Origin of the sequence: Micromonospora sp. ATA51 (genome assembly GCF_016802855.1) — a bacterium.
Lineage (GTDB): Bacteria > Actinomycetota > Actinomycetes > Mycobacteriales > Micromonosporaceae > Micromonospora > Micromonospora sicca.
In genome coordinates this window covers 1-1,786 of sequence record NZ_JAEVHJ010000609.1, presented here as the reverse complement: position 1 = coordinate 1,786, position 1,786 = coordinate 1, and the positions used below count along the sequence as shown (strand labels likewise).

The window sequence follows — 1,786 nt, the reverse complement described above, 5'->3', positions numbered from 1 at the left end:
GCGCTGTTCGCCATCGGCGACGGCCACGCCCGCCAAGGCCAGGGCGAGGTGTGCGGCGTCGCGGTGGAGACCGCCATGAACGTCACCATCGCCGTCGACCTGATCAAAGGCGTGACCACACCATGGCCGCGCATCGAGACCGACCACCGGATCCTCTCGATCGGCGCCGCCCGACCCCTAGAGGACGCGTACCGGATCAGCCAACACGACCTGGTCACCTGGACGGCACAACTGACCGGACTGGAGCTGCTCGACGCCTACCAACTCGTCTCACAGGCCGGCCGCGCCGCACCCGGCAACGTCTGCGACCCGCTCTACACCATGCACGCCGCCCTCACCAAAGCCGTCCTGGCGGGCGCGAGCCCTTACGGCGGGGTGCACCAGCGGCTGCGCCGCATCGCCGAGCCGGCCAGGTGACCCGCCATGAGCCACCCCGTCTTCGACACCACGCCGGGCCGCCTCCCGCTACGCGTCGAGCTGTTCGTGCTGACCCACAATGACACCGGCGCTCCGCTGGCTCACCTGCCGTCCCTGTCGCTCGCGCTGGCCGGAGCCATCCTCACCAACCTGGTCGCACCGATCGAACGGGTCCGCGTCGTCGGCGACGCCGCCATCGCCGTAAACCGGCAACCCACCGGCGATCCTGTCGCCGACTGGGCCCTGACGTTCCTGGCCCGCCACCACCGTGCGCTGTCCGTCCGTGAGGCCGTGCGGCTGCTCGGCGAGCACGCCTACGACAAGGTCACCGCGGGGCTCATCGCCGGCGGCCTTGTCGAGCAGGTCACCCGACGCCGCATGCTCGGCCGGTCCATCGCCTACCCGCCGACAGACCCGGCGGTCATCCACCGCGTCCGTGGGCGGCTGCGTTACAGCGTCCTCGGCTACGACGACCCCGACCCGCAGACCGACGCTCTCGCCGGTCTACTGCGGGCCCTGCGACTCGAATCCGAGCTGTACCTCGACGGCTTCGACACCGACCTACGCGACCGGCTCCGCCAGATGCTCGCCCGCGCCGGACACCACACACCCGCCACCGAAAAAATCATCTGCGCCGTCGAAGACCTCATCGGCGAGACCGCCGTATCGGTGTACCGATGAGCAGCCACGACACCGCCACAAGCATCGGGCAGCCACCACCACCGAGAGCGATCACGAACGCCCAAGTCAGCACCGGGGGAACGACCATGGGAACCGAGGCGATGAGTTGGGCGCCCGCCGAGCTTGACCTGAGCCGCCCGAACGCCGCGCGAATGTACGACTACTTCCTCGGCGGCAGCCACAACTTCGCCGCCGACCGGCAAGCCGCCGACGCCGTCCTCGCCGTCGCACCCCACGTCGCCGCCGCTGCCCGCGCCAACCGAGCGTTCCTGCGCCGCGCCGTCCGATACGCGCTGCAGCAGGGCATACGCCAGTTCATCGACCTCGGCTCAGGCATACCGACCGTCGGCAACGTCCACGACATCGCCCACTGCGTCAACGCCGACGCGCGGGTGCTCTACGTCGACGTCGAACCGATAGCCGTCGCACATGCCAGGGCCCTGCTGGGCGTCGACCCGCGGGTCGACGTCATCCAGGCCGACATCTGCTTCCCGGACTTCATTCTCGACAACCCCGCCACCCAGCGGCTGATTGACCTCGCCCGCCCGGTGGCCGTCCTGTTCGTCTCGGTCCTGCACTTCATCCCCGGAGACGTCAACGCCATCGTGGAACCCTTCCGCGCCGCAGCGAGTCCCGGCAGCGCCCTCGTCATTTCCCACGCGACCTCCGGCACGGCCACCAGCCAGAC

Annotated in this window: 3 protein-coding genes; all 3 read left to right on the top strand. The window is 69.8% G+C overall.

The window, feature by feature from the left end; all coding sequences use genetic code 11:
• Positions 1–417, top strand: a 417-nt coding sequence (locus JNW87_RS38275) for an acetamidase/formamidase family protein (protein ID WP_238455429.1), incomplete at its 5' end; no start/stop codon positions are given.
• Between the two features lie 6 nt (positions 418–423).
• Positions 424–1,098 (top strand): GPP34 family phosphoprotein, encoded by a 675-nt coding sequence (locus JNW87_RS38270; protein ID WP_238455428.1) that lies wholly within the window; start codon positions 424–426, stop codon positions 1,096–1,098.
• Between the two features lie 86 nt (positions 1,099–1,184).
• Positions 1,185–1,786 (top strand): SAM-dependent methyltransferase (locus JNW87_RS38265; protein ID WP_238455427.1); only part of this gene is annotated, 602 nt, incomplete at its 3' end.